This window comes from Clostridiales bacterium (assembly GCA_015243575.1).
In the GTDB taxonomy this organism is placed as follows: Bacteria; Bacillota; Clostridia; order Peptostreptococcales; family Anaerovoracaceae; genus Anoxybacterium; species Anoxybacterium hadale.
In genome coordinates, this window is sequence record CP042469.1 from 3,612,566 (window position 1) to 3,634,575 (window position 22,010).

General features: G+C 46.6%; 19 protein-coding genes. 1 reads left to right on the plus strand and 18 read right to left on the minus strand.

Going from position 1 to position 22,010, the window contains the following annotated elements:
- Positions 1 to 67: 67 nt before the first annotated feature.
- From FRZ06_15910 to FRZ06_15950, 9 genes are all read right to left on the minus strand, one after another.
- On the minus strand, positions 68 to 1,546 hold the full coding sequence (locus tag FRZ06_15910) for a YdiU family protein (protein QOX65971.1): 1,479 nt from the start codon (positions 1,544 to 1,546) through the stop codon (positions 68 to 70).
- Between the two features lie 183 nt (positions 1,547 to 1,729).
- A complete protein-coding gene (locus FRZ06_15915; GenBank protein QOX64724.1) occupies positions 1,730 to 2,038 on the minus strand; it encodes a MarR family transcriptional regulator in 309 nt (102 codons plus the stop codon).
- Positions 2,038 to 3,057, minus strand: a complete 1,020-nt coding sequence (locus FRZ06_15920) for a DMT family transporter (GenBank protein ID QOX65972.1) — start codon at positions 3,055 to 3,057, stop codon at positions 2,038 to 2,040. Before FRZ06_15920 ends, FRZ06_15915 begins: the two co-directional genes overlap by 1 nt.
- Positions 3,058 to 3,268: 211 nt before the next feature.
- Positions 3,269 to 4,162: a DMT family transporter gene (locus FRZ06_15925; protein QOX64725.1), complete on the minus strand. Its 894-nt coding sequence runs from the start codon at positions 4,160 to 4,162 to the stop codon at positions 3,269 to 3,271.
- A 188-nt stretch (positions 4,163 to 4,350) separates the two neighbouring features.
- Positions 4,351 to 5,916, minus strand: coding sequence for an aldehyde dehydrogenase (locus tag FRZ06_15930; protein ID QOX64726.1), 1,566 nt, complete (start codon positions 5,914 to 5,916; stop codon positions 4,351 to 4,353).
- 8 nt (positions 5,917 to 5,924) lie between these two features.
- Entirely contained in the window at positions 5,925 to 7,322 is a 1,398-nt protein-coding gene (locus tag FRZ06_15935) for an MFS transporter (GenBank protein QOX64727.1), read from the minus strand.
- A gap of 131 nt (positions 7,323 to 7,453) precedes the next feature.
- A complete protein-coding gene (locus FRZ06_15940) occupies positions 7,454 to 8,665 on the minus strand; it encodes a hypothetical protein (protein QOX64728.1) in 1,212 nt (403 codons plus the stop codon).
- 284 nt (positions 8,666 to 8,949) lie between these two features.
- A complete protein-coding gene (locus tag FRZ06_15945; protein QOX64729.1) occupies positions 8,950 to 10,374 on the minus strand; it encodes a PAS domain S-box protein in 1,425 nt (474 codons plus the stop codon).
- A 258-nt stretch (positions 10,375 to 10,632) separates the two neighbouring features.
- Positions 10,633 to 11,097 (minus strand): tryptophan-rich sensory protein, encoded by a 465-nt coding sequence (locus FRZ06_15950; protein ID QOX64730.1) that lies wholly within the window; start codon positions 11,095 to 11,097, stop codon positions 10,633 to 10,635.
- Between the two features lie 124 nt (positions 11,098 to 11,221).
- Between FRZ06_15950 and FRZ06_15955 the strand changes: the two genes are divergently transcribed.
- Complete coding sequence (locus tag FRZ06_15955) at positions 11,222 to 11,422, plus strand: hypothetical protein (GenBank protein QOX64731.1); 201 nt, start codon at positions 11,222 to 11,224, stop codon at positions 11,420 to 11,422.
- A 94-nt stretch (positions 11,423 to 11,516) separates the two neighbouring features.
- Here FRZ06_15955 and FRZ06_15960 read toward each other — a convergent pair whose 3' ends face one another.
- The 9 genes from FRZ06_15960 to FRZ06_16000 all read right to left on the minus strand — a co-directional run bounded on the left by FRZ06_15960 (position 11,517) and on the right by FRZ06_16000 (position 21,921).
- The gene (locus tag FRZ06_15960) at positions 11,517 to 12,509 is read right to left on the minus strand and encodes a sugar phosphate isomerase/epimerase (GenBank protein QOX64732.1); all 993 of its coding nucleotides are present in this window, start codon (positions 12,507 to 12,509) and stop codon (positions 11,517 to 11,519) included.
- Positions 12,509 to 13,525, minus strand: a complete 1,017-nt coding sequence (locus FRZ06_15965) for an ABC transporter permease (protein ID QOX65973.1) — start codon at positions 13,523 to 13,525, stop codon at positions 12,509 to 12,511. Before FRZ06_15965 ends, FRZ06_15960 begins: the two co-directional genes overlap by 1 nt.
- A gap of 1 nt (position 13,526) precedes the next feature.
- Entirely contained in the window at positions 13,527 to 15,032 is a 1,506-nt protein-coding gene (locus FRZ06_15970) for a sugar ABC transporter ATP-binding protein (protein ID QOX64733.1), read from the minus strand.
- An 89-nt stretch (positions 15,033 to 15,121) separates the two neighbouring features.
- On the minus strand, positions 15,122 to 16,153 hold the full coding sequence (locus FRZ06_15975; GenBank protein ID QOX64734.1) for a substrate-binding domain-containing protein: 1,032 nt from the start codon (positions 16,151 to 16,153) through the stop codon (positions 15,122 to 15,124).
- Between the two features lie 158 nt (positions 16,154 to 16,311).
- Positions 16,312 to 17,358 carry a carbohydrate kinase gene (locus FRZ06_15980; protein QOX64735.1) on the minus strand — a complete coding sequence of 349 codons (1,047 nt, stop codon included), beginning with the start codon at positions 17,356 to 17,358 and terminating at the stop codon, positions 16,312 to 16,314.
- Between the two features lie 3 nt (positions 17,359 to 17,361).
- Entirely contained in the window at positions 17,362 to 18,345 is a 984-nt protein-coding gene (locus tag FRZ06_15985) for a hypothetical protein (GenBank protein ID QOX64736.1), read from the minus strand.
- A gap of 9 nt (positions 18,346 to 18,354) precedes the next feature.
- On the minus strand, positions 18,355 to 19,722 hold the full coding sequence (locus FRZ06_15990; GenBank protein ID QOX64737.1) for an SIS domain-containing protein: 1,368 nt from the start codon (positions 19,720 to 19,722) through the stop codon (positions 18,355 to 18,357).
- A gap of 38 nt (positions 19,723 to 19,760) precedes the next feature.
- On the minus strand, positions 19,761 to 20,894 hold the full coding sequence (locus tag FRZ06_15995) for a Gfo/Idh/MocA family oxidoreductase (protein QOX64738.1): 1,134 nt from the start codon (positions 20,892 to 20,894) through the stop codon (positions 19,761 to 19,763).
- A 13-nt stretch (positions 20,895 to 20,907) separates the two neighbouring features.
- Positions 20,908 to 21,921 carry a LacI family transcriptional regulator gene (locus tag FRZ06_16000; GenBank protein ID QOX64739.1) on the minus strand — a complete coding sequence of 338 codons (1,014 nt, stop codon included), beginning with the start codon at positions 21,919 to 21,921 and terminating at the stop codon, positions 20,908 to 20,910.
- Positions 21,922 to 22,010 lie beyond the last annotated feature (89 nt).

Genomic DNA, 22,010 nt, shown 5'->3' on the forward strand with positions numbered 1-22,010 from the left:
TCCCCATTATAGATGATGGCCATGAAAAAAACAAGTATTATTTATCGAGGGTTTCGTCAGGTGTTCATCACGTTCCGCAAAATGTTTGGTATTTGCATCCTGAGAGGTTCGGAACCTCAGCATATTCCTCTTGCGCAGGCGAATAGGCAAAGGGGTCTTTCAGGACATCCATAAGACCCTTAAGTACCTCCAGATCTCCAGACTCAGATGCGGCAGACAGTGCTTCCTCGACCCTATGATTCCGCGGAATGACTGCCGGGTTGCTCTTTTTCATAAGATCCTGTTGCTTTTTTTGTGTGCCCTGATTGTGTTCCTGCCGCTTTTTCCAGCGCTTTTTCCATTCCTCAAATACCGAGATGCTGTTCATGCTCAGCGCTTCGAACTGTTCCAGGGTTAACGCTCTGAAGGTGTTGGTAAAATCAGCTTTATTCTCCTTCATCATAGATAGAAGGTCTCCAATCAGCAGTTCGTCCTCTGTTTCCTCACCGATCAAACCAAGCTTGCTTCTCATTCCGGAAAGCCATTCGCTTCGGAATTTAGGACCAAACCCTTCGAGGACATCCATTGCCTGTTTCTTAGCTTTTTCCTGCTCATTGCTGATGAGGGGCAGGAGTGTCTCAGCAAACCGGGTTAGGTTCCACTGAGCAATGGCAGGCTGATTTCCATAAGCATATCGTCCCTGTGCGTCAATGGAACTGAATACAGTGGCAGGGTCATAGGCATCCATGAAAGCGCATGGTCCATAATCGATGGTTTCACCGCTGACAGCCATATTGTCTGTATTCATTACACCGTGGATAAACCCAATCAGCTGCCATTTGGCAATGAGCCGCGCCTGCCGGGAAGTTACTTCTCTCAGCAAGGATAAATAGCGATTGTCCTCTGCCTCAGCGTTTTTAAAATGCCGTTCCCAGGTATAATCCGCCAGGGCTTTCAGCCCTTCAAGCTTCGCCCATTTTGCCGCAAATTGAAAGGTTCCCACACGAATATGACTGGCCGCCACTCTGGTCAATACCGCACCGGGCAGCGGAGACTCCCTGTAAACCGGCTCTCCCGTAGAAACTACAGCCAGACTTCTGGTGGTAGGGACTCCAAGTCCATACATAGCTTCACTAATCACGTATTCTCTGAGCATAGGACCGAGGGCAGCCCTGCCATCGCCTCCCCTTGAGTATGGCGTGCGTCCCGAGCCCTTCAGCTGAATATCAAACCGGTGTCCTGATAACGTAATATGTTCTCCGAGAAGCACAGCTCTTCCATCTCCCAGCATGGTAAAATGTCCGAACTGATGGCCGGCGTAAGCCTGGGCAATGGGAATGGCGCCCTCTGGGATTTTATTGCCTGCCAGCATAGCGGCACCATTCTGACTTTGAAGCGCCTCAACATCAAGACCGAGCTCCTTCCCGTAATCGACGTTGAAAATAACCATTTCAGGTTGCTTCACTGGCGTTGGATCTGTCATGGAATAAAATATTTCCGGCAGTTTTTTGTAGCTGTTATCAAAGCGCCAACCTGCTTCTTTGATTTCTTCATGATCTCTATTCATTCTCATCCCCGCTTCCTAATGATCTATCAATTTAGGAAAGCGCTTCCGCATTTCCTAAGTATCATTATTATTCCACAATATCCTTGCCGTAATCAAAAAGCAGGGAAGATTCCCTGTTTCCGGAATCTTCCCTGCTGACCATTGCTTCTATTGCGATTCTAAAGGATTGAAGTCAGACCTGCATTACCGAGCCATGGCCTGCTGTGCTTTCCAACTCTTTGGCAGATATTTATTCAACAATCTTGTTCCCTCTTCGCTGATGCTGTAAGAGATACACAATTCGCCGTCTTGATCCAGCTCGGCTTTTGCGTCTTCAATTAGCCCATTTTCCTTCATCGAGACAAGAATATTGCTGACATTGGGTTTGCGGAACTGTTTCTCCGTGCCGTATTCGGTTCGCAGTTCCTGCATCAGCAGATCAACAGTTGCTTCTTTCACTGTCGATAGAAAATGCAGCATCCGGAAGGTCAGCGGTAAAATGCTATGTTTCATTAGGCTTCTCCTTTTTTCTTAAAGACTTCAAGCGGATTTACAACAACCAGCATCGCGCCCAATGTAACAGCAACCGCTCCGATAACCAAATTGGTCGAAAGGGAAACGCCGGTAACAAAGAATGCGAACACCAGACCCCAAAGAGAGTATGTGATGTTCAGCGCCATACCGGAGGCCACGCCGATCATAGCGTTTGCTTTATACCAAGTCAAAAACGAAATTGCTCCCGCAAGGCCTGCCGCAGCCACTACGAGAAGGGTCGCCGGAGTCTTTAGAAGTTCGCCATACATCCCGATACCGGAAATCAGCGGTACGACGATGAGGGTACTTGCCAGACCGGAAGTAATTTCCCGGATGGTAATTGCTACATCAGGGTTGACCATGGACATTCCAAACGTGGCAAGAGCACCTTCCGCTCCCCATCCCAGCGCTGACCCAAAGGCAAACAATAAACCTAAATAAAAGTGCGGAAAATTGCCCTCGGGCGGCGTGAAACTGATTAAAGCCGTTCCGACAATACAAATAAGCATGCCGATTCCTACTCTGGTTGACATCTTCTGCTTCATAAAGATCCTGGCCAGAATCGCCCCCACCACGGGGCAAAGTGCTGATATTGGCATGGTGTACGCGCTGCCGCAGAACTGGATGCCCAGCAGGTAGCAGCCCATTGCCACCGGCCCACCCAAAATTGCTGCAACACAAACCATTCTTCCGGGCGTAGTTTTAAGGCTCCGAACCAGTTCCTTAAAATTTCCCTTCCAGATGTTGTAGATGAGCAGCCACAGTGCGGTCATACTGTCGTTCATTGCAGCCGCAACAAGGGGTGCTACAAAGATTGCTCCCGAACCCAGTGTGAAGGGCTCTCTTGCCAGCGCGATCCCCAGGATAATGCTGTTCACCGCAAAGGTCATACCCGAGATCAAGCCGAACGCTGACCCCATCTTTGCAAAGCGAGACTGAACTTTATCCTGCTTCATTCTGATTGTGACCGCATCATTCCTGTAGACTTGTCCAATCATTTCTGTCATTCTTCATTCCTCCTATAAACAAAACCGCCCAAAAGCCCTGCTTGGAATTCCATCCATAATATTCCAAGAACGTTGATTCTACAACGTTTTAGCTCAAGGACAACATATCATATACTACTCTTATACTAGGAATTTTTATGGCAGAATCGATACTCTTTTCCTGCAAAATATCCCTATTCTTTTGAGAAAAATTGCAGAATCGTTACTTTTTTGCAGAATAGCTCTTTTTCTTTGGGAATCCGCTTTGATGCAAGGCGATTGCGCCCACAATGAGAAGGATGCCGATCCAAAGGGAAGGCGTAGAGGGTTCTTCTAAGATTAGAATTCCCAAGATTGCCGCAAATAGAGCCTCTGAAGAGAAAATGAGACCGGCAGCAGAGGAGGACACAAATTGAATACAGTGATTCATCAGCAGCTGGGCACCAATGGTTGCAAAGAAAATCAGATAGAGGAACTCGATGAAAACAAGACATGAAACCATACGAGGAATGGGTTCTAGCATCAACGCAAACACCGTTGAAATTATCGTAATCACATAAAACTGCAGCAAGGACATTACTTGCGAATCAGTCTGGGAGGAAAACCGTTCGATGGATATAATCGCACCGGTATAAAACAGAGCCCCCAAAAAGGTTAATATCTCACCGACGGAGAACGCCCACGTCTGCGCAGAAGCATCATAAGAGATAAATCCGATCCCGATGACAGCAATGAAAGCATACAAAAAAATCCGATACCCGGGGTTCTTACGAAACAGCAGCCATTCCGCAAGGGGAATGATCAGAATATACGAGGAGCAAAGCAGTGCATTCACGCCTGCCTCAATATAGCCAAGGCCCATGGTTTGAAAGGCAAATCCAAGGCCCGTAAAGCTGCCAGAAATAACGCCGCAGTGCAGATCGCCGCGTGTTATGGTTTTCAGCTTCTTTCTCATAAATAACGTGCAGAGGATGCTTGCTGCAAGGAAGCGGATGGCATTAGAATAATTGGCTCCCATGACAGAGAGAACATCCTTCTCCACGACAAATTCTGCCCCCCAGAAAAAGGAGGCAGTCAATAAACCCATGATACCGATGGTCTTTGAAGGTTGTGTCATCCCTCACCCGCAGTTCATTGAATGTTACAACTGGTTTGTCACGATTCACCAAGTTACGAATCACAGCCACATGGGTCATACTTTGTATGGCCTAAGCCTCCCGGCCCACATGATCGCAGTGAGCAGCACCTTCCTATTCATTGGCTGTGAAATCGCAACTCTATTTTAGCATAGTTTGATTATTGTGATTAATAGCATTTATCAAAATTTACAGTAATCGTCTTTAAGAAGGTGGTTTCTTCGATGGTGTACTTTCCGCCAATTCTGCCGTAGCCCGTTTCTGTTCCCGGTGCTCCGCCAAAGGGCTGATGGGGTTCCCAGAAGCCCGCGGACTCATTGATGCAGACGTTTCCGGCATTGAGTCTGCTGTGATAATAGAAGGCTTTTTTCATGCTGCTGGTATAAACCGACATCTGCAATCCGTAAGGCGTGCTGTTAGCCATCTTGATGGCCTCTTCATCGGTCTCAAACTCTATGATCGGAATTACTGGCCCGAAGGTCTCTTCATCGTGGAGCAGCATTCCGGGCGTTACGTTGTCGACGATGGTAGGCTCAAAGAAGAGGTTGGTATCAAAGCCCTTTGCTCTGCCACCGCCGCAAAGAATCTTGGCGCCCTTTGCGATGCCTTCGTTTACATGAAATTCAACTTTATCTGCTACCGGTGCGTTATTCAGCGGGCCCATGGTAGTTTTATCATCAAGAGGATCTCCCAAGACGATGTCATCTACCGTTTTCATGAGATGCTCAAGGAACTCTTTCTTGACGCTTTTATGTACCAAGACTCTCTGGGTTGAGCAGCATACCTGGCCTGCATTCATCCATGCGCCATAGGCAGCTCCTTCGGCAGCAGCTTTGATGTCTGCGTCTGCACAGACGATTTCTGGTCCCGATCCCCCCATCTCAAGAAGCATTCGCTTCAGTCCTGCAATCTGCGCAATTCTTTTTCCCGTTACGTTTTCACCGGTAAATGCAATGGCATTGACCAGCGGGTGGGAACACATCATTTCACCGATTGTCGGTCCCGGTCCCGTAACAAGGTTGAATACACCTTTGGGGCAGCCTGCACGTTCAATTGCTTCTGCAAAGAAGACTGCCGAGATCGGAGTATAGCTCGCAGGTTTCATGATCATCGTATTGCCTGCAACTAAAATGGGCGCAATGTGCTCTGCCGGCATGACCATGGGGAAGTTCCAAGGTGAGATTGCGGAATAAACGCCATTGGGTTCTCTTATGGTCATAATCTTTCTGTTCGGGTCCTTGGAGTAGAGGATCTCGCCATTCATGCGCTTGATATCCTCGTTGGCGTTTCTGAGATTTTCAGCGGACTCCGTCACTTCTCCTCTGGATTCTGTGGCAATGGGCTTTCCCTGCTCCATAGACATATATTTTGCAATCTTTTCCGTTTCCTTTTCTAGTTCATCGGCGATGCGGCACATGAGCTCTCCCCGCTCTACGATTCCCCAATGTTTAAACGCCTCCTTCTCCCGATCGGCGGCTTTGATGGCCCGTTCCAAATCCTCAGGCGCTGCCTTGGGAACCGTTCCGATCAATTCGCCCGTAGCGGGATTGGTAACCTCAATCACCTCTCCGCTGCTGCTGTCACACCACTCACCGTCAATATACATCTGAAACTTTTCTGCCATTTTTTTCTCCTTTCCTTGTTGCGTAATGTTACGCTTTCTGCTGCCTTCTAAACGGACAATGTTTTTTCTGATTCGCATTTGCTTTCTATTTACTTCACTTTTACTCTGCATCGATATATTTACATTAAATGCTGGAAGCCTTCTACCGAGTACGCTTCGCCCAGTGCTTTCTTTTCCTTCGCTTCAACAATAGTTCTGTATAAGGATTCTCTGATAGGATAGAGGAACTTTAGGATCACAACGCAAAGGATCAAAAGAACCGCGGGCATAATGGTCAGTAGGCTGTCGATTCTGCCGAGCACCTCAGCGTTCATATCCGAAGCACCGTCGTAACCGATGATGGTCAGTGCCAGCCCTAATGTAGCGGCAGAGATTGCCGCACCGAGTTTATATCCCAAAGTCGCAAAGCTGATGACGGAGCCTTCTACCTGTTCCTCTGTCTTCAGGCATGCAACATCGATGATTTGATAGAGCAGTCCGTAGGTAAATGCTGTTGCCAGTGCAAAAGTTCCGCCTGTAACTAGGCCATGGAAAATCATTACACCTGCACTGTTGACGCCAATCAGACCGCAGATCAGGAAGAGAACCGATCCTATCCCCATGGTAATCTGAAGGGATAAATAGGAACCCCATTTTCTGTTCATGGGCGTAACCAGAGGAATAAACAATGCACCAGAGAAGGTGTAGCACGCAACCACCACAGACTGCATCCCTGCATTTAACCCCAGCTTCCCATCGGCTACATAAAGAATGGACGCAAACATCAAGCACAGGTCAATGGTGCAGAGAATATAAACTACAACCACTGACATATAACCCTTCAGCCTGATAATCTTGAGATAGGTCTTAAATATGTTCTCCGATGGTCTGACGACTTTATCGAGAGGTGTTTCCATCCCCTTGGTTACGAAATAAGTGACTAGGAAACCACAGCCGCCGATAACGCCGAGGATTCCCATTACGGCAGACCACGCGGCCATTTCACTGACCCCCATGGCAATTACCGCAGATAATGCAAGGGGAACGATGGATACTGCCAGATTTCCAGCATTGCCGATGAAACCCATTGCAGCTCTCAGCCTCATTCTGTCATCATCATCCTGGGCAATTTCCGGAAGCAGTCCGTAGAAAGGGACCTGCTCCATGGTGAAGCAGAGCCAGAACGCAAGGCATACCACACAGAAGTACACGTACAGGCTCATGCCCTCCAGTCCCGGATTGATAAAGCAGAGGGCAAAAGTGATAATGAACGGTAGGTATGACTTGAGCATCATCGGCCGTCTCCGCCCTTTTGGATTTTTACTGATATCATTGATATAACCGACAACCGGGTCTGTAAAAGCATCCCAAATCATTGCAATAGACATGATGGTTCCTGCGACTGCTGCAGGTATAAGTACGTAGTCAGTCAGATAATACAGAAAATACGTATAAAACAGATAGTAGACGAAATATTCGCCGAGGGTTCCCACAGAGAACCCCCAGACTTTTCCGGTGGATAGCTTCTCCTTTGACATAGCTATTTTCTCCTTTCGAAAATTAAAATAATAACTGCCGTTTGATACAGAACCTCCCTCCAAAGAAATAAATGCTCCTACACTCTTATTTCCATTTCTGCTTATTTCCTGTCTTTTCTATCTTCTGTATTTTAGATTTCTTTCTGTTTGTTGATTGGTTCAAAGCTGTCTATAGAAACGGGATATTCCTGATTCACATAGACGTACATGTCTCTCTTGGCAAGTTCTTCGAAAAAGATCTCCGGATCTACACCCCGTTCTGCTCCAAAAGCTCCTCTTTCGGTGACATCTCCTCTAACGATCATCTGAGCAACGATGGACGGCGGCGCTCCGGTATTTAATTCTGTGGAGGAACACTTCAGTCTTTCGTTCTGTCTGGCAATGGAATCAACCGTATATTTAACCACCCTTCCATCCTTGGTTCCGATCACCTCTGCCCTCAGAATATCGCAGTCCTTCACTTCTGCATTCGCGTCTTTGGGCATGCTTCGGATGACGGCATCCAGCATATCCGCAGGTTTAAGCTTAATTCCCTCCCGGACTTCAATTTCCGTCTGTGAAGCAAAGCCGATGTCTGCCAGAAAGGCTACTTTGTCATGAAAATCCTGGGGAAGAGCAAGCTTAAAATACACATTTTTCAGCCCCTTCTCCTTCCATGCCGCAGGCATGGTAGCTGGCTCGGAATGAATGGTGTAGTGGGCATAAGCAGGACCCAGGGGCAAAGGAAAATTGATGAGCTCAAGCCCTGATCTGGGGTCCACATCCACATGTTTACCGCCTACATATTCCACAGGCCTTATGGTGAATTCCTCCATAATGGTCTTGATCGAATAAGGTACGCTGAATACCTCAGTAGTCTTGGTCCAGTCACCGCAGCCATTAAGAACATTAACCGTCTCGACCGTGTCCAGCCGGTCTACGGCGTATCTGGCCAGAACATTGATGGTTCCCGGCGTTCCCCCCATACTCAGCACAGCAGTAATCCCAGCCTCACGAAATGCCTGGTCCAGTTTCATTTGTTCCAGCGTTATGTAGAAAAGCCCTCCAAGATCGGTGTAATGGATTTTCTCCTTAAGACAGGCATCCATTACATAAAGATTTACTTTATAAGTGCAGCCGTTGATTACGCAATCATAGCCTCTTATGGTTTCTCTTACCTGTTCGGTGTTGTATGCATCGCAGAAGGCGGCTTTACATTTTGGCCCGTTTTCCTCCGCAACAGCTTTTGCTTTTTCAAAATTGAAATCTGCTACTAATATTTCCTTTACGTCGTCGCTATGAGCAAGGTCCCTAACGGTAAGGCTGCTCATCTGCCCGGCTCCGCCCAATACTACAATTTTCATTCTAATCACTCCTCCATTTCAGATGTTGTAATACATCTTCTTATGATAGCAACTTCTATGCCAACTCATATATCGTTGATATTTAAGCATTTATCATCGAGAGGAGATTCCACTCCGCAATATAGTTTCCAATCGGAAACTATATTTATTTAAATTTTCTGAATTATCGGACGAACCAGTTGGGTGAATTGCCTTCAATTAGAGCTTTTGCTGTTTTACCAAATCCATATTACATTTGTTTCTAAACGGAAACGCTTTGTTTCCAAATTGAAACGGATTCTCCTTTACGTTCGGTCGTTGCTGTACTCAATTCCGTATTTTTTTATTTTCTTAGAGATTGTAGATCGATTTACCTTTAGAATTTTCGATGCCTCATAGGCAGATTTGCTTTGGGATAAGACGGTCTCCAGAAGGTTTTTTTCAAAACGATCTACCTGCTGGGAAAGAGACATGGTATCATCAATTCCCGGAGCAGTAAATGCAGTCGAATCATGATATAGCTGGTTTTTAATCTGAGAAGCCGTGATTTCTTCCCCGTCAGAAGTGAGCATGATCCGCTCCGTAATATTCTTCAGCTCCCGGATGTTTCCCGGCCAGTCATATTCCAGCAGCACTTGAACTGCAGCCTTCTGTATCCTCCTTTTTTGTGCGTACTTCCCGTTAAACTGCTTGATAAAGTCCATCACCAATGGAGCAATATCCTCTTTACGACTACGGAGCGCTGGAATCTCAATCGGTATGATGTTGAGCCTGTAGTAGAGATCCTCCCTGAATTTCCCCTCAGTAATTGCCTTTCTTAGGTTGACATTGGTCGCGGCGATAATTCGTACATCGATGGGTATGTTCTGTGCTCCTCCAACTCTCATGATTTCTCTCTCCTGAATCACCCGCAGAAGCTTCGACTGCATGGCGAGAGAAAGCTCTCCAATCTCGTCCAAAAAAAGTGTGCCCTCATTTGCAAGCTCAAACAATCCCGACTTACCGTCGTTGCGGGCTCCTGTAAACGCTCCTTTTTCATAGCCAAAAAATTCTGATTCTACCAGGTTCTCCGGTATGGCGGAACAATTCACTTTTATAAAGGGCTTTTCATTTCTATGACTGTTTCGATAGATAAAACTTGCCATTACCTCTTTACCCGTACCCGACTCACCGGTGATCAGAACCGTGGTCTCCCACCTTGCAATGCGCAGCGCCATATCCACAAGATTGCTCATCGATCTGCTCCTGTAAATAAGCCCTTGATCCGCAGACAGACTTTGCTTTCTCAGGTACTCCAGCTCTCGTTCATATTTCTTATTAATTTTATCCTTTTCCTCCAGGATTTCTTTCAATCTCATGGTTTCAGTGATGTCACGCTCCGTACAGACCACCAGCTCCAGTTCACTATTTCTGATGAACGGAACCCCCGTTATGTATACCTGTCCATCCTCACGAAGCTGCTGAACAATACTTTCCTCAGTTCTGCTGGCAATTGCCTTCAAAGAGGCCGATTCTGTCACATATCCCTCCGCCACCAGGTCTGCCATATTTTTTCCAATCAGTTCATTCCTTCCCAATCCCCCAGTTTTCACAGACTCATCATTGACCAGCAAAGTTTTTCCGTTTTGATCTGTGATGTAAATCCCAACATTGATGCAGTTTATGATTTCCAGCAAGGCTTCATAGTTTTGCTGAATAAAGGCGGCTGCCATTTTACGTTTTCTCTCCATTTCCTTTAGCTTCCTTTCTTCCTACTTATTTCAAACAGCAAACATAATATTTTGTACGATACAAACAAACCGATACAAAAGCCTGTATCGGTTTAGACGCGTGTTTGTTCCGAGCCTTTTTCTTTAGGGTTCAGCATAACATAGGAACGCGTTAAATTCAATAAATTTGTACAGAATATTTTGAATATTTCAACATTAATCACAACATATTTTCAATATGATTCGAGACACCTTTTTTAAGAATATCTTCAGTCAATTCTACCGGTTCATCAAATAAATCGATAAATTCAGGTATCCTGCAAACAGCACCCAGATCAAGTAGGGAATTTGCAGGTAGGCTGCGGTCTTATTCACCTGATAGAAGCTCACAATCATGAGCACAATCATCCCTAACAGAAGGAGGAGCCAGATAAAAGCCAATAGATACATCTGCAGATTGAAGAAAATGATGGACCAGAAAAAATTCATCACCAGCTGAATGGCGTATATTCTAAGAGCTTGATTTCGGTAGGATGAGTCGGAAACATAGACAAGATAAGCGGATATGCCCATTAAAATATAAAGAATCGTCCAGACGATGGGAAACACCCAATTGGGCGGAACAAGGTCCGGCTTTGCGACAGCATCATAGGCCTGCATGCTGTCCATTGTGAGATATCCAGCCAGGGCTCCAACACCCACGCTGATCAGAACGCTGAGTATGAGGGCTTTTATATTTTTCATTAGATTCACCACCTTTCAAGGATAGTAATATCTTATGGCATCCTTTCATACTTATGCATCACAACTGCAGGAAACCTGTGTTGAAAAGGGTTTATTTGTCATAAATTTAAACGAGGTGATTTTTATGGATGCATATGAATTGACTGCACTGATAACGGCCTTTGCCATTGCCATTGCCAAAGCAACCCCCAATAATGAGGAGCTTGCCGTGATTTCCCTTGCCTACAGCCAACTCAGTGATGCCCTTGATTTCATCATTGCAGAACGTGCACTGCTCTCTACCCATCCCCAGAGCGAAATACCGCCGATTATAGCACTTCCATAAAAAAAAGATACCGTAGATGAGATACGGTATCTTTTGCTGTTTATTTATTGAAAAAGGGGGCTTACCTACTCCTTTTGACTCAAAAATCTGCACGCTAGACAGACGAACTCAAAGCCTTATCAAAAGCAAAGTTTGAAGTTGGGAAATTAAATTTTTCTAAATAGTTGATTGCATCCTCTGCCCCATAAAACCGATCCATCCCGCTGTCTTCCCACTCTATGGAGATATTTCCCCTGTACCCAGCCTGATTCAGTTCTCTTATAATGGATTCAAAATCCACGTCGCCGTGCCCCAGAGAAATAAAGTTCCAGCCTCTTCTGGTATCTCCAAATTCAATGTGAGACCCCAAAATACCCGCTTTTCCGTCGTGATTCAGCTTTACATCTTTCATATGTACATTATACACCCTGTGCATGAAGTCTCTCAGGAAGACTACCGGGTTAACCCCCTGCCATAACAGATGGCTGGGATCAAACGTAAGTCCCAAGGTTTCTCTATGTTGAAACTTTTCAAACAACTTGGCAGTAGAATAGTAGTCAAAGGCAATTTCCGTCGGATGCACCTCGAGGGCCAGCCTGACGTTATATTTATCGTACTCATCCATAATAGGGGACCACAGACGCAAAATTTCATCATAGCCCTCTTCAATCATTTCCGTTGTTGCTTGAGGGAAGGAGTAGAGATACCTCCAGATCGGAGAGCCAGTAAAAAAGGATACTACCGAAACGCCCATATTGGCCGCTGCTTTTGCCAGCAGCTTCATTTCTTCAATGGCCCATTCACGGATGGCAGGCCCGTTACCCGCAAGTTCCGGTGGCGCGAAGTTATCCAGCCTCGGGTCATAAAGATCTCCGATGCACTGCCCGATGAGATGGCCTGCGATGACCTTGCATTCCAATCCGTACTGACTCAGCAGCTCCCGTTTACGGTCACAGTACTCCTTACTTTCCGCTGCTTCTCTCACATGAAAATGATCCCCGAGGCACGCAAGCTCGATACCTCTGTAACCCCGCTCCCTCAGTTTCCCGCAGAGGTCTTCCAGGGGCAAATCTGCAAATTGTGCTGATATCAAAGCTACTTTTCTCATTAATGTTTTCTCTCCCTTCTGCTTTGGAATACAACGGCTATGATAATGATGATTCCTTTTACCAAACCATTTAAAAATACCGGTATCTGTGCTGCAATCAGGATTCCCTCAATCATTTGAAGCATGATTGCTCCAATAAAGGTTCCAAGGATTAAGCCGCTTCCGCCTGCCATGGCCGTTCCTCCGATTGCAACGGCTGCAATGGCATCCAGCTCATAGTTCACGCCAACATTGGGCGCTGTGATGGAAGTCAGCCTGGAAGCAAGAAGGAAGGAGGAAATACCCACCAGAAGGCCGGTTATAACAAAGCACAGCGTCTTGACCCGGTCTACATTGATCCCTGTAAGTTTCGCCGCAATCTGATTGGAGCCCACGGCATAGACGTATCTGCCGAATTTTGTCTTCGACATGATGAAGATCATGATGAGAGTGATGGCAATAAACCAAATCGCCATGTAAGGAATGCCTTTGAACCCGCCTCCCCGGAACAAGTAGCCCGCTGCAATCAATCTGAAATCATCGTAAACTTCAGCTTTAACATCAAAGGGCCCGCCCTGTCCCAGCTGAACGATAATGGAACGGAAGGCAACCATGGTTGCCAGCGTAACAATAAAGGGTGCAATTCTGGCTTTCGTAACCAAAAGTCCGTTAATGGTACCCAGGAAGGTGCCAAAGGCCACGCAAAACAGGAACATAATCCAGATGTTTTCCGTGGTGTTAAGGACAACGACCCCCAGACCCCCGACCAATGCCGCCATGGAGCCTACAGACAAGTCGATCATACCGGCAATAATCACCAAGGTCATGCCGCAAGCAATAATTCCCTTGATGGTGGACTGAAGCAGCAAAAGAGACAGATTTCCGTATGTAAGAAATTTCGGGTTGAAATAGGTGGCAATTATCACCAAAACCGCGAAGGAGAACAGGAATGTATAATTATAATAAAAGCGGATGAATTTATCCCTGAAGCTCTGGCCCTGAATGACGGGAGCTTCCTGAGGTTTTTCCTGTAACATCTTAATTTTCATTTCTCATACCCTCCGTATTACATCCTGTTGCATAGTACATAACATCCACTTCATTGAGCTGATCTCTGGAAAGCTCCGCAGTAACCCTGCCTTTATACATGACGAGACAGCGGTCAGCAACCTTATAGATCTCAGGAAACTCCGAGGAAAAGACGAGAATGCTCTTCCCCTGCTCCGCAAGGCTGTTGATGATCTTATAGACCTCAAACTTGGCGCCTACATCAATTCCCTGGGTCGGGTTATCCAATATGTACAGTTCCGAATCCACTTCCAGCCATCTTGAGATGATTACCTTCTGCTGGTTCCCACCGCTCAAAGAGGTGATCAGATCGTTTCTGTCTCCCACCTTGATCGCGGTTTTCTTCTGGTTTTCTTCAAAGATTCGGTCAGTATCTCTTTTACTAATGAAGAGTTTCTTATGTTTGGCTACAAAATAAGCTGTGGCCATGTTATTGACAATGCACATATCCTTTATAATGGAACGCTCTTTACGGTTTCTGGGAACCATGCCAATTCCCCTGCGAATGACCTCGCTGATATGCTTATAGTTAATTTTCTCCCCTTTGAAAGTTACCTGTCCGCTGTCCAGCTTTCTCGCTCCGAACAGCGCCTCCGCAAGCTCTCCTCTGCCGTCACCGTGGAGGCCTGTAATAGCCAGTACCTCGCCCCGCCTGACCATAAACGAAATATCTTTAAAGCAGCTATTACAGGTGATATCCTCGACCTTCATCACAACTTCCCCTGTAACCTCTTTTTTCTGAATCTCTTCTTCTACGAGAGACCGTCCCACCAGCAGCTGCGTTGCAATCTTTTCATCGATATCAGTGAAGTTGCCCGACTGGATGAACTTTCCGTCACGCAGAACCGTATATCGATCGCAGATGGCAAAGAGTTCCGGCATTTTATGAGAGATATAAATAATGGATACACCATCTTCTTTCAGCTTTCTCATAATGGAAAAAAGATTCTCAATTTCCCTGTTAGTCAGCGCCGTAGTGGGCTCATCCATAATGATAAGCTTACAGTCAAACAGAAGCGACCTGGCGATCTCTACCAGCTGCTTTAGGGAGGTATCCAGATAAGCAACCTGAAGGTCAGGATTGATCTCCAGATTCATTTTCTTTAGAATCTCTCTTGCCTTTTCCCTCATAAGAGGCTTGTTCAGCGTACCCCATTTATTTTTAATTTCTTCTCCGAGAAATAAATTTTCATACACTTTAAGATCGTTGATCAGGTTCAGCTCCTGATGTACAAAACCGATGCCCGATTGGAAGGCTTTTCTGGCATTCATGTCTGTCATCTGCGTCCCGTTCAGCCAAACCTCACCTGCGGTGGGCGGAAAAATTCCACCCAGAATGTTCATCAGGGTTGACTTCCCCGCCCCATTTTCTCCAAGCAGTCCATGAATTTCACCCTTCTCAACAAAAAAACTCACATCATCCAATGCGATTACCGGCCCAAACTTCTTGGTAATATTCTTCATTTCTAAAAACATAGCACTACCTACCTGTATCTTTATTGGTGAAGCAACAGCGATGCCGGCTGCTGTGCAGGCCGACATCGCAACAATTTTATTATTGTTTCTTATTTAGGCATTTCAATGCTGTATCTTGTCACATAGATATCGTTATTTCTGAAATCCTTTTCGTTGCTGTTATCCACTTCTACGGTTGGGATCAGAATCAGTCCGGATGGCTTTTCCTTTCCGAGAACAACATCAGCACCAAGTTCAACCGCATCTCTTACCATGGCCGGTGAGAATGCGTATGTAACCTGCATTACGCCTTTGTCTGCCCATGGAGCAAAGGTGTCCAGATTTTCTTTTCTCGCACCTACTCCGGAAACCAGCTTGATATCCAGTTTGGCCGGTCCGTCATAGTTTTCGATCGCATCAAGCACGCCGAGAACAACTTCGTCATCATGGGTGAAAACTGCCTTCAGTGCTTCTACGTCTTCCTTACTGGAGCTGGACAGCCAGGTTTCCATCTGTTCCATCGCTTTGGCTCTCTGCCAGTCTGTTGAGAACTGCTGTACAATATTGATGTTGGGATCTGCTGTTGACTTAAAGCCAGAGGATCTCTGCTCCGGAACGGTTGAATTGTCACCCTTGAATTCAAGGATATTCACTTTTCCTGCCTTCAGGTCTTCTGCAAAGAACTTGTTGAAGTATTCTCCTGTCATTTCTCCGATTGTTACGTTATCGCCCATTAATTCAGCTGTAGGTTTAAAATCATTGATGAGTCTGTCATAGATGATGAGAGGAATTCCTGCGTCCATTACATTCTGGGCGGATGATCTTACTTCATCACCGTTATGCGGCCACAGTACGATACAGTCAACTCCATCAGCAATAAGCTGATCAATCTGATTGTTCTGCTCTGAAGATTCAGCGGATGTCAGGAACTTGACGTCCATACCGGTTTCCGCAGCGATCGCTTCTGCTTCAGCCTTTGCATGTGCAATACTTTCACCCAAAAAGCCGTGGGTGGCGTTTGGCATAACAACGCCCAGAGTTCCTGCTTTTTCTTCTTTGTCCGCAGACCCTCCACCGGCGCCGCATGCAACCATTGAAAGAATTAATGCCATTACAAGGACTATCGCGAATACTTTTTTCATGATTCTCTCCTCCTGTTATTCGGCTGTTTTAACGTAGGCCCCAATTGATTCATCGGTGCCTTTCTCCTTAAAATTAGCATATTGTCAGATTAATGTCAATAGCCATAAACCCGATAATTTCAATATGTTAATCGTTTACAACAGTTTTCTGTAATCGTTTACAATTTTACTGAAAAAAAATGCTTTTTTTCATACATTCTTGCTTTTACCTGCTCTCTGGTAGCCGTTCCTGTTACGCCGATTTGCTCGATTGTAACGGATGCGACACAGGCTCCCAAAAATGCTGCTTCCTTTTTTCCAAGACCAAGGGTTAGTCCTAGCATAATGCCTGCATTGGTCGCGTCCCCCGCTCCGCATATATCAAGCGGCGGTTTAGCAGGGAAGCTTGGAATATGGGTCTTTTCATTTCCTTCGCAGAGCAAGATGCCCTTTTCCCCCATGGTGACAATCCTTAGTCCCGTAAGTTCTGTCCCGCCAAGCTCATGTTCGTTACATTTTCGGATCACATTTCGGTACTCGCTGATAAAGCCCCGGGAATCTGCATAAAAAAATACATCCGGATACTTTAATGCCAGCTCGGAAATTCCGTCCCTTACCCGGTCTGTGACCGCAGAACAATTTCGCTTTAGGAACTGATCGGTAATAATAACACCCTGTGATTGCTGCACTGCCTGTTCCAGATTCCTTAGCAGCCTGTCTTCCAATTCCCGGGGTGTCTCTTCAAAGTTTCGGAAGTCCAAACGATTCATTTCGGAAGCCGAACCTTTTGCCTCCCCTCTCATGGGTTTCAAATAGGTATTTGTGAGAAGCTGCTCGGATGGAATCATTAGGCGTGTATCCGCCCCTATTTTTTCCAGCTGTTCCATCAGCTCAAAGCCATGCCCGTCAATTCCCAGAAGTCCGATGCAAATTACCTGAGCGCCAAGACTCCGGAGATTGTTTGCCACCGTTCCTCCGATTCCCGCATAGGATGCAGTTTCATGAATCTGATAAGCAATGAGGCCGGTCTCAACAGACTCCTCATCCCTTGATGGCTTGCTGTAGACATACTTGTCGAGACTATAGTCGCCGAAGACGGTAATCACGCTTTGTTCGGCATGTTCTAAGACTCGAATGATCCTGTCGATATCAAAGAAATCCCCTTGCAATCTGTCCAGTTCTTGCATTCTGTCCGGCTCTTGCATCCTGGTATTTTCCTCATTCATTGCTTACCTCCCGGTTTCTTCCCGATCCAGCTTGATGACTCTTGCAGCCAGGTTGGGGACTGTCACAGAATGGTCTCCGCAGATGTAACAGCTTCTGCCTCCGTCGGCCACGGTTCTGCTCAGGATGGTTTTCCAGGGTCTAAAATAGTACCGGGGGTCCGTCTTCGGAGGGGCTTCTTCAAAGTCCTCACTTTCAATGGGCAAAAGGTCAAATACCGCTGTAGTAAAGTCTGTAATTCGCACGCCTTGCTGGTGCGCTGCATTTCTTGCCATAGCCAGCGCCTTAAGATAAACCTCCGGTCCGGCAACTGCCGATCCAAAATTTAAAAATACACCATGCGCAAGACCCGTCACGCTTTCCGTGTAAATCAGGAAATCCCGGTAGGATGCTTCGCCTATGGCAGCACCGTCACAATTAGGGTGTTCATTTGTGATATCGCTTCCAATCCCGATATGAACGGTGCAGGGAACTCCTAGATGATATCCCATTGCAAGCACACTCTGCTCTCGGCCCGGAAATTCATTTTCCCAGATGCATCTTCCCACTGCTTCTCCAAAACCCAAACCGTCCTTGACGCCCTGATTTACGGCCTCATTCAGCAGCCCAGTTTCATTCCAAAGTCCGAATTGCCCCTCGGATATGTATTTGGCAACGCTTTCACAGGTTGCTCCGATCATCGCCATTTCAAAGTCATGGATGGCGCCGGCACCATTGGTTGCAAAGTGGGTTACAAGGCCTCGTTTCATCAGCTCGATCATGAGCAGGCCATTGCCGGTTCGAATCACGTGTGCTCCGTACATCATGAGAACCGTCGCCCCTTTGTGCTTCGCATTGAGGATGGCCTCTGCAAGCAGATCATACTTGGGATCATCCTTCCACTGTATTTCTCCGTCAACCGCCTTGATGACCGTCTGCTTGACGTCATGGATTCGTTCTACCAGCGGCCTCAATTTCAGCTTGTTTCTGTCAAATTGTTTGTACGGCATGGCAACTCCTTATCTAATCAACTCCATGATTTTGTCTGTATCTTCAAAATCAGGGATAATGGCATCAGCACCAGCCTGAATCAGCCGTTCCCGCTTCCACTGATTGATGCCTTTCTGCCGAACCTCATCGCTGGCAACGCCAAAGGTATAGCCTCCCAGATTCTTCACAAGCTCAATCTCCACATATCCGTCTCCGAAGGATATCAGTTGATCGGGGCTCAGCTGGTTCTCAGAGATAATTTTCCGGATCACCAGTTCCTTGGAGCAGTCGGTTACGCCATCCAAGGCACCGTAGATGCCTCCGTCAAAATAGTCCTCAAGCTGCAGCAGCCTTACCTCCATCAGCACATCCTCTTCGTCGGTCCCGCTGGCAAGATAGGTTTTAATCCCGCATTCCCGCAATGCTTTGAGAAGCCTTCTTGCTCCGGTCACCGTGTATTTCTCGGGGTCACAGCCTGCTTTCAGTTCCTCGTGCCGATGCTCGATTCGCTCCCTTAGTCTTCGAAGGTACTCCGTCTTATATTCCAGAGCCTCTCTTGGCTGCCCTCCTCTTGCCGCAACCTCTTCCGCCAAGCGGATGCACTGGAAGATGGTCTGCTTTCCCGTAAGCGTATCGACGAAGGTCCGGACAGTTTCCTTGATCTCCTCTTCCTCTTCGGCCTTGGGAGTTTCCTTCAGCACTTCAATAAAGTAGGGGATCATGACATCCTGCCAGCCTTCTCTGATGAGACTCAGTGTTCCATCGAAGTCGAACAGGGCTGATTTGATCTTCGCATTCTGTTTCGGATATCGTCTGATTTCAACACCCCACATATCCATCAGCTCGTTTTGAATCGCACAGGACATGGCATGTTCATAGATCATATGCATATCCTCAAGCTGCTCCATGTTGTCCGTAGGTGCGATGAGCAGAAGGTCACATAGTCCGGCAAGCTTTCCTCCGTCTCTACCGGAAAAGCCTATGGTGAAGATGTTCATCTCCTTTGCGGTTTCCACCGCCTTTACGATATTGGGTGAGTTGCCGCTTCCGCTGAAGACCACTAGTACATCCCCGCGCTTCCCTTGGGTGCGAAGCGGTATGGAAAAGATATCTTCATAGGAAAAGTCGTTGGCCAGACAGGTGACGATGGGAGTGGAATCAGCAAGGCAGATGATTTTGAAGCCCTCCCGATTATGTACACGGCAGCCCTTTGTGAAGTCATTGGCCATGTGGGAGGCGGTAGCTGCACTTCCTCCATTTCCGGCTGTGAAAATCGTGCCGTCTTTTCCTTTTGTCTCAATCAGCTTCTGGATGATTTCTTCCAACAGTTCAAAATCGGTTTTTAGTAACTTTTCTGCGATTTCTGTTGAGTAATTTGAAAGGTATTCTTTCATCATGGTTCCTCCTTTGCGCTTACTGCCAATGAAAGAAGCTGTTATTCCTCTACGGAAACCCACTTTTGCGTCATGGCACTTTCATGGATTTTCTCACATAGAATCATTTCTCTAAGACCGTCTGCAAAGGTAGCGTACTCGATTGGGGCGCTTTTGTCGGTGATGGAAGCATAGATCGCTCTGAAGTTGTTCTTAAATGCATCGGGAAAGCCTTCGGCATGGCCGCCGGGGTAGGAAATCTGTCTTGCCGTTTCGCTTGACATGAGCGACGGATCTTTGGTCAGCAGCTCGTTGGCCGAATCCCGGTGCCCGATCCACAGGTCGTTGATCTCATCATTGGTCCAATACAATCCCTCTTTGGAGCCTGTGATATTGAACGTGATCCGATTCTTTCTTCCTGCTGCCACCTGGCTGATTACAGTACTCCCAACGGCACCCCCCTCAAAGCGAAGAAGGATATGCGCCAGATCCTCCGTGTTAATGGTGACGTCTTCATAGTCACGGAAGGTTTCTTTACTGAACGCATGGGTGTTCGCCGCTTTTTTTCTAACCGTATGAAAGGTTGCAAAGTCTGCAAATACTTGGGTGACTTTCATTCCGGTGGTGGTTTCCGCCAGATCGATCCAGTGGGAACCAATATCCGCTACCGCCCTGGTGGTACCTGAGAACTTTGGATCAATTCTCCAGTTGTAGTCGGTGTCATGAAACAGCCAGTCCTGGAGATACTCCCCATGCACAGCCCAGACACTTCCTGCCTCTCCTCTTTTTATCTTCTGCTTCATTTCATAGGTGGCAGGATAAAAGCGGTTATGAAAATTCACTGCATTGACCAGTCCGGCTTCTTTGGCTGTCTTTACCATGTCACGACCCTCTTCAAGGGTTTTGCACATGGGTTTTTCGCAAATCACATTTACGCCCTTTTTCATTGCGTAAATGCTCATTTCATGGTGGGTGTGATTGGGCGTACAGATGTGGATCATATCCAAATCCGTAGTTTCAATCATCTCCCGATAGTCGTCGAAATAGTTCGGAATGCAAATTGCCTCAGCTTTTGCTTTGGGATCAGAAACTTCGGTTAATGCCACCACCTCGCAATTTCCAAGTCTTCTGACCGCTTCGGCATGGGCGCTTCCAATGAAGCCGCTTCCGATAACTCCGACTCGGTGTTTTCTCATTCATTCTCCTCCTTTATAATTCGCTGGATTCTCGAATAACTAATTTATGCATTAATTTAATCGAGTAACACTCTTTATTCTCGGAGCCCTTGTTGATTTGATCCATCAGCAAACGGAAGGATTTTTTGCCCAGCTCATACTTTGGCTGGTAGACCGTGGATAGCGTGGGGCTCAGCATGCCTGACAGCTGAATGTCATCAAATCCGATGACCGCAACATTCCTTACACCATCTGTTCGTCCGATTTTAATCTTTCCCATTTCACTAAGCGCTTTTATGACTCCGATGGAGATGGTATCTCCGTAACCAAAGATTGCTGTAGGGGGCTCTTCCAGTGCCATTAACGCCTTGGCACCGCGGTAGCCTCCTTCCGGTGAATAGTCAGCAATATGGCAATACTCTGGCCGGTATTTAATCCCCGCCTGCTCCAGTGCACGTTTGTATCCCGCTGTCCGGTCTGATTCAGAGGCAAAATAGAGCTGGCCCCGAATGGCTCCGATCCTCGTATGCCCCTTGCGGATCAGATAGGATACCGCATCATATGCACCTTGTTCATTGTCCACACTGATATTGGTAATTTTTGCGCCTTCTGTATACTCACAGCACTGAACCAGCGGATACTGGCTTGCCCACTGCGTCAGTGCGTATTTGTCATATTTGGATAAAAACGTGATGGCGCCGTCCACCTGCGTTGTGGTCAGCATCTCCATGTACTTGTTCTCCAGCGTCGGATCCTCATTGGTGACTCCGATGAGAATGGTGTACTCTGAATGGTTCGCCTGCTCCTGAATCGCTTCCAGGATTTCAGAATAAAACGGGTTTCCCGCCGTAGGCAGAATGATCAAGATCTTATGGGTTTTTGAGACTCTGAGATTTCTTCCGAGAAAATTGGGCACATAACCGGTTTCCGCAATGGCGTTTTCAACCTTTTCCCTTGTCTCAGGCGAAACGTTGGGATGATTGTTCATAACTCGGGATATGGTTGCTACCGATAAACCCGTCAGATTTGCAATATCCTTAATCTTCATAGTGATTTCTCCGATTCAAAAAAATAAATAATGAGATTGTAATCGTTTACAACCTCATTATATCAAATAACTTTTTTTTTGCAATGAGT

What these genes read in the sequence shown, in the direction of transcription:
- FRZ06_15945 (QOX64729.1), bottom strand. Translation starts at nt 10,374, where the DNA reads ATGGAGAGAAAACGTAAAATGGCAGCCGCCTTTATTCAGCAAAACTAT.
- FRZ06_15950 (QOX64730.1), bottom strand. Translation starts at nt 11,097, where the DNA reads ATGAAAAATATAAAAGCCCTCATACTCAGCGTTCTGATCAGCGTGGGT.
- FRZ06_15930 (QOX64726.1), bottom strand. Translation starts at nt 5,916, where the DNA reads ATGCAGAGTAAAAGTGAAGTAAATAGAAAGCAAATGCGAATCAGAAAA.
- FRZ06_15955 (QOX64731.1), top strand. Translation starts at nt 11,222, where the DNA reads ATGGATGCATATGAATTGACTGCACTGATAACGGCCTTTGCCATTGCC.
- FRZ06_15970 (QOX64733.1), bottom strand. Translation starts at nt 15,032, where the DNA reads ATGTTTTTAGAAATGAAGAATATTACCAAGAAGTTTGGGCCGGTAATC.
- FRZ06_15975 (QOX64734.1), bottom strand. Translation starts at nt 16,153, where the DNA reads ATGAAAAAAGTATTCGCGATAGTCCTTGTAATGGCATTAATTCTTTCA.
- FRZ06_15965 (QOX65973.1), bottom strand. Translation starts at nt 13,525, where the DNA reads ATGTTACAGGAAAAACCTCAGGAAGCTCCCGTCATTCAGGGCCAGAGC.
- FRZ06_15925 (QOX64725.1), bottom strand. Translation starts at nt 4,162, where the DNA reads ATGACACAACCTTCAAAGACCATCGGTATCATGGGTTTATTGACTGCC.
- FRZ06_15910 (QOX65971.1), bottom strand. Translation starts at nt 1,546, where the DNA reads ATGAATAGAGATCATGAAGAAATCAAAGAAGCAGGTTGGCGCTTTGAT.
- FRZ06_15920 (QOX65972.1), bottom strand. Translation starts at nt 3,057, where the DNA reads ATGATTGGACAAGTCTACAGGAATGATGCGGTCACAATCAGAATGAAG.
- FRZ06_15960 (QOX64732.1), bottom strand. Translation starts at nt 12,509, where the DNA reads ATGAGAAAAGTAGCTTTGATATCAGCACAATTTGCAGATTTGCCCCTG.
- FRZ06_16000 (QOX64739.1), bottom strand. Translation starts at nt 21,921, where the DNA reads ATGAAGATTAAGGATATTGCAAATCTGACGGGTTTATCGGTAGCAACC.
- FRZ06_15935 (QOX64727.1), bottom strand. Translation starts at nt 7,322, where the DNA reads ATGTCAAAGGAGAAGCTATCCACCGGAAAAGTCTGGGGGTTCTCTGTG.
- FRZ06_15980 (QOX64735.1), bottom strand. Translation starts at nt 17,358, where the DNA reads ATGAATGAGGAAAATACCAGGATGCAAGAGCCGGACAGAATGCAAGAA.
- FRZ06_15990 (QOX64737.1), bottom strand. Translation starts at nt 19,722, where the DNA reads ATGATGAAAGAATACCTTTCAAATTACTCAACAGAAATCGCAGAAAAG.
- FRZ06_15940 (QOX64728.1), bottom strand. Translation starts at nt 8,665, where the DNA reads ATGAAAATTGTAGTATTGGGCGGAGCCGGGCAGATGAGCAGCCTTACC.
- FRZ06_15985 (QOX64736.1), bottom strand. Translation starts at nt 18,345, where the DNA reads ATGCCGTACAAACAATTTGACAGAAACAAGCTGAAATTGAGGCCGCTG.
- FRZ06_15995 (QOX64738.1), bottom strand. Translation starts at nt 20,894, where the DNA reads ATGAGAAAACACCGAGTCGGAGTTATCGGAAGCGGCTTCATTGGAAGC.
- FRZ06_15915 (QOX64724.1), bottom strand. Translation starts at nt 2,038, where the DNA reads ATGAAACATAGCATTTTACCGCTGACCTTCCGGATGCTGCATTTTCTA.